7 protein-coding genes are annotated in these 4,035 nt (G+C 71.0%); 5 read left to right on the top strand and 2 right to left on the bottom strand.

Annotation, left to right across the window (positions count from 1 at the left end; all coding sequences use genetic code 11):
* On the bottom strand, window positions 1-532 hold a 532-nt coding region (locus tag H5J26_RS29065; protein ID WP_181768951.1), incomplete at its 3' end, for a nucleopolyhedrovirus P10 family protein.
* A gap of 181 nt (window positions 533-713) precedes the next feature.
* Between H5J26_RS29065 and H5J26_RS29060 the strand changes: the two genes are divergently transcribed.
* From H5J26_RS29060 to amaP, 5 genes are all read left to right on the top strand, one after another.
* The gene (locus tag H5J26_RS29060; protein ID WP_181768950.1) at window positions 714-1,199 is read left to right on the top strand and encodes an Asp23/Gls24 family envelope stress response protein; all 486 of its coding nucleotides are present in this window, start codon (window positions 714-716) and stop codon (window positions 1,197-1,199) included.
* A gap of 82 nt (window positions 1,200-1,281) precedes the next feature.
* Window positions 1,282-1,470, top strand: coding sequence for a hypothetical protein (locus tag H5J26_RS29055; RefSeq protein WP_181768949.1), 189 nt, complete (start codon window positions 1,282-1,284; stop codon window positions 1,468-1,470).
* 12 nt (window positions 1,471-1,482) lie between these two features.
* Window positions 1,483-1,851 carry an Asp23/Gls24 family envelope stress response protein gene (locus H5J26_RS29050; RefSeq protein WP_181768948.1) on the top strand — a complete coding sequence of 123 codons (369 nt, stop codon included), beginning with the start codon at window positions 1,483-1,485 and terminating at the stop codon, window positions 1,849-1,851.
* 20 nt (window positions 1,852-1,871) lie between these two features.
* On the top strand, window positions 1,872-2,525 hold the full coding sequence (locus H5J26_RS29045) for a DUF6286 domain-containing protein (protein WP_181768952.1): 654 nt from the start codon (window positions 1,872-1,874) through the stop codon (window positions 2,523-2,525).
* Between the two features lie 5 nt (window positions 2,526-2,530).
* Window positions 2,531-3,136: an alkaline shock response membrane anchor protein AmaP gene (amaP, locus tag H5J26_RS29040; protein ID WP_181768947.1), complete on the top strand. Its 606-nt coding sequence runs from the start codon at window positions 2,531-2,533 to the stop codon at window positions 3,134-3,136.
* 2 nt (window positions 3,137-3,138) lie between these two features.
* Here amaP and H5J26_RS29035 read toward each other — a convergent pair whose 3' ends face one another.
* Entirely contained in the window at window positions 3,139-3,900 is a 762-nt protein-coding gene (locus tag H5J26_RS29035; RefSeq protein ID WP_181768946.1) for an SDR family oxidoreductase, read from the bottom strand.
* Between the last annotated feature and the right edge of the window lie 135 nt (window positions 3,901-4,035).

The raw sequence follows: 4,035 nt of genomic DNA, 5'->3' as shown, positions 1-4,035 counted from the left end.
GGTCGGCCGGAGCGGGCGGGTGTTCCTCCTCCTGGGCCTGCCGGGCTTCTTCGTGACCCGTGGCGTGGGCGGCCTCCTCGGGCCGGCCGTCGCCTGCGGCTGCGGGGTCCGCGCCACCCGCATCGTCGGCCGGACGGTCGAGCAGATCCGTCACACGTAGATCCACCGTCGCCATCCGCAGCCCCAACTCCTGCTCGGCTGCTGTGAGCAGGGCGGTGCGCAACTGCTCTCCGACGCTCGCGAGCGGCGTGTCCGCCGTCGCCGCGAAGTCGGCTTCCACCTCCAGCGGGCCCGGCGGCAACCCGGACGGGGGAAGCGGGACCACCGATGAAGCGGCCCCCTCCGCAGCGGAGGGGGAGATGCGCATGCGGCCGAGCCGTACCTGCGGGACCTCCCGCGAGGCGGCCTCGCGCAGCTTCGTCACCGCGGCGCTCTCCATCAGCCAGGCCGCGTCCGCCGCGTCCCCCAGGGGCAGCAGCCGGCCGAGGCCGAGCTGGTGCCGCAGTGCCTGTGCCCACCGGTCAGCCGCCATCGTCTACTCCCTGCGTCAGTACGTGTGCGCTCCGTGTTCGTTCCCGCAGTTTCGCGCATGCGGCGCCACAGGAGTGCGTGCGCCGGACGGCAGATTGGCCACGCGGCAAATTGGTGCAAAGACATTTAATCTGGCATGAGGGCAGCATTTCGCTGTCGCCTCTCGGAAAGGGGTGAAGAGGATGCCTGACACCAAGGCCGGCAACCGATTCGAAGCTTCCGGACAGGGCTCACGTACAGCATCCGGCAACGGTGCGGGCGAACGCCGCTCCAGCCGTGACCAGGGCAGCCGCGGGCGCACCACCATCGCCGACGGCGTCGTCGAGAAGATCGCGGGCATGTCCGCTCGCGAGGTGCCCGGCGTGTACGACCTCGGCGGCGGCATCGCCCGTACGTTCGGGGCGATGCGCGAGCGGGTCCCGGTGGGCAGCGGAAAGTCCCCTTCCCGCGGCGTGAGCGCCGAGGTCGGTGACATCCAGACCGCACTGGATCTGGAGATCGTCGTCGAGTACGGCGTCGCCATCGCCGATGTCGCCCGTTCCGTACGGGAGAACGTCATCTCCGGAGTGGAGAGGATGACCGGCCTCGAGGTCGTGGAGGTCAATATCGCGGTCAGCGACGTGAAGCTTCCCGAGGAGGCGGAAGAGGAAGAGTCGCGACTGCGGTAGCACCGCCGCGCACGTACGACCGGCCTGACGGACGACTCACGACAGGGGCGCCACACATGTGCACCGAGCCAAGGAGCGCACGATGAGCATGGCCGTGATCGGCTTGATCGCAGGGATGGCCCTGGGCTTCGCCGGATACTTCGGCGGGTTCGGAGCCTTCCTGCTGGTGGCGGCGCTGGGAGGTGTCGGCTTCGTCGCGGGCCGCTTCCTGGACGGGGACCTGCGGGCAGAGGACTTCTTCCGCATCCGCGACGACAGCCGGCGCCGGTGACGAGGTGAGGGAGTGACCGCAACGGAGGTGGTCGAACCCGAGAAGGGCGAGACCACAATCGTCGAGCGGGTCGTGGCCAAGGTCGCGGCGCAGGCCGCGCGCGAAGCGCTGCGCACCGTACCCGCCTCCTTCAAAGTGCCACGCGGACCTCTCCGCCCGCCCCGCGCGACTGTCACCATCCATGAACGGACCGCCAGGGTCCGGGTGGTCGTCGAGCTGGGCTACCCTTCCGACATCGGTGCGCAGTGTGCTGCTGTGCGCCGGCAAGTCGCCGCACGGGTAAAGGAATTGGTCGGCATGGACGTGCCGGAAGTGACCGTGGGCGTGGGGTGGCTGCACTCCGAGCAGCTGGACATCGAGAGAACCGGGAGGGCCCGGTGAGCGACGACAGCACTCAGCGGATGCCGACGTTGGAGAAGGAGCAGGGGGCGGGCGCGAGTGGCGGCGGGGGCCACCTCGAACAGTCCGCCTCGGCCGCCGACTACGACCCGGGTGCCCACGGGGGAGGCGGCGGCCGCAACGGTCGCTTCTGGTCGCTCCGGCGAGTGCCCGCGGGGATCGTCGCCCTCGTGCTGCTCGGTGTCGCCGCGATCCTTCTCTACGACGTGGCATCCGTACGGGCAGGGGATCCCGCCATGGCATGGCGCCGCACCCTCGCGAACGAGATGGCGGCCACAGCGCTGAACGACCCCAAGGTGCTCGCGTCCGCCTGCGTCGTCACGTTGCTGGGAGTGTGGCTGATCGCTCTGGCGGTGACGCCCGGCGAGCGCGGACTGCTGCCGATGCGCCGCGAGACCGCGACGGTACGGGCCGGGCTGGAGCGCTCGGCAGCCGGGCTGGTGCTGCGGGACCGCGCCATGCAGGTCTCGGGAGTCCAGTCGGTGCGCGTCGCGGTGGGACGCCGGAAGATCCGGGCGCACGCCCAGGCCCACTTCAGGGATCTGCACGAGGTGCGCGGCGACCTCGACTCCACGCTGGGAGACGGCATCCGCCAGCTCGGCCTCGCCCGCCGCCCGTCCCTGTCCGTACACGTACGACGCCCGAAGAAGCGGTGACCGGCATGGGTGTGATCCTGCGGGCCGTCAACCGGGTCCTGCTCACACTGATCGGCCTGCTGCTGCTCGCTCTGGGGCTGGCGATGCTCACAGCCGGATTCGACCTGCCGCGGCGCTGGAACTTCTCGCTGCCCTCGGACTGGCCCTGGACCTCGCCCCACGACGTGATCCTCTCGGACGCGGACCGCACCAGGTGGCGTTCGGAGAGCTGGTGGTGGCCGGTCGTCATCGGAGTGCTCGCGGTGCTGGTGATCGTCCTGCTGTGGTGGCTGCTGGCACAGCTGCGGCGGCGCAGGCTCGGCGAGGTCCTGGTCGAGAGCGGGGACGGCGAGGGTGCCCTGCTGCGCGGCAAGGCGCTGGAGAACGTGCTGGAGGCCGAGACCGCCTCATTGCAGGGCGTCGACAAGGCGGCGGTGCGGCTGACCGGTCGGCGCACGACTCCGGGAGCGGTGATGGGCGTGACGCTGTCGGCGCACGCCGCTCCGGGGCCGGTGCTCACCCGCATCACCGACGAGGCGCTGGAACACGCACGCGAGTCGGTGGCGCTGGAGAAGCTCCCGGCCGAGGTGCGGTTCCGCGCGGCCAAGCACCGCCCGGAACGGGTGCTCTGACGTCAGAAGCCGTGCCGTGAACCTCCGTCGACCGGCAGCATCACACCGGTGAGGTACGAAGCGGCGGGGGAGAGGACGAACGCCGCTGTGCGGCCGAACTCCTCGGGCGTCCCGTAGCGGCGCAGCGGAATCACGGCCTCGTTGCGCTGCCTCGCGGCGTCGGCGTCTCCCGAGAGCGAGTCGAGGTAGCGCAGCCGCTCGGTCGCGATCCGTCCCGGCAGGAGTCCGACGACGCGGATTCCGTGCGGCCCCGTCTCGTTCGCGAGCGACTTGGCGAAGCCCGCCAGGCCGGGGCGCAGCCCGTTGGAGAGCGTGAGGCCCGGGATCGGCTCGTGCACCGAACCGGAGAGCACGAAGGCGATGACGCCCCCTTCGCCGAGCTCCCCGACAGCCGTACGGGCAAGCCGTACCGCGCCGAGGAAGACCGTCTCGAAGGCGGACTGCCACTGCTCTTCGGTGAGTTCGTGAGCCGGTACGCCCGCCGGGGGGCCGCCGACGCTGATCAGTACGCCGTCGAAGCGCCCGAAGCGGGACTTCGCCGTCTCGATGAGACGGGCGGCGGTCTCCGGTGAGGCGTTGTCGGCGCCGATGCCGACGGCCGAACCGGCACCGAGCTGAGCGGCGGCTTCGGTGGCGGCCTCATCCGTACGGCCTGAGACGACCACCTTGGCTCCGTCGGCGACGAGTTGCTCCGCTGCCGCGAAGCCGAGCCCGCGGGTGGCTCCGGTGATGACGTAGACGCGGTTCTTCAGCCCAAGATCCATGGCTCACAGTGTGCGCCACCGTCCCGGGCGAGTGCGTGCAGGGGGTCAGCCCGAAGCCGGCGAGCCTTCTGTCGCCGCGGCCGACGGGGTGGTGGAGTCGCCGTTCTCCTCGTCGCCGTCGCCCGGCTCGGTGGC

This window comes from Streptomyces albidus (ex Kaewkla and Franco 2022) (assembly GCF_013870515.1).
In the GTDB taxonomy this organism is placed as follows: Bacteria; Actinomycetota; Actinomycetes; order Streptomycetales; family Streptomycetaceae; genus Streptomyces; species Streptomyces albidus.
The sequence above is the reverse complement of the archived record's forward strand: the minus strand, read 5'-3'. Positions and strand labels throughout refer to the sequence as shown.

What these genes read in the sequence shown, in the direction of transcription:
- H5J26_RS29045 (WP_181768952.1), top strand. Translation starts at nt 1,872, where the DNA reads ATGCCGACGTTGGAGAAGGAGCAGGGGGCGGGCGCGAGTGGCGGCGGG.
- H5J26_RS29055 (WP_181768949.1), top strand. Translation starts at nt 1,282, where the DNA reads ATGAGCATGGCCGTGATCGGCTTGATCGCAGGGATGGCCCTGGGCTTC.
- H5J26_RS29035 (WP_181768946.1), bottom strand. Translation starts at nt 3,900, where the DNA reads ATGGATCTTGGGCTGAAGAACCGCGTCTACGTCATCACCGGAGCCACC.
- amaP (WP_181768947.1), top strand. Translation starts at nt 2,531, where the DNA reads ATGGGTGTGATCCTGCGGGCCGTCAACCGGGTCCTGCTCACACTGATC.
- H5J26_RS29060 (WP_181768950.1), top strand. Translation starts at nt 714, where the DNA reads ATGCCTGACACCAAGGCCGGCAACCGATTCGAAGCTTCCGGACAGGGC.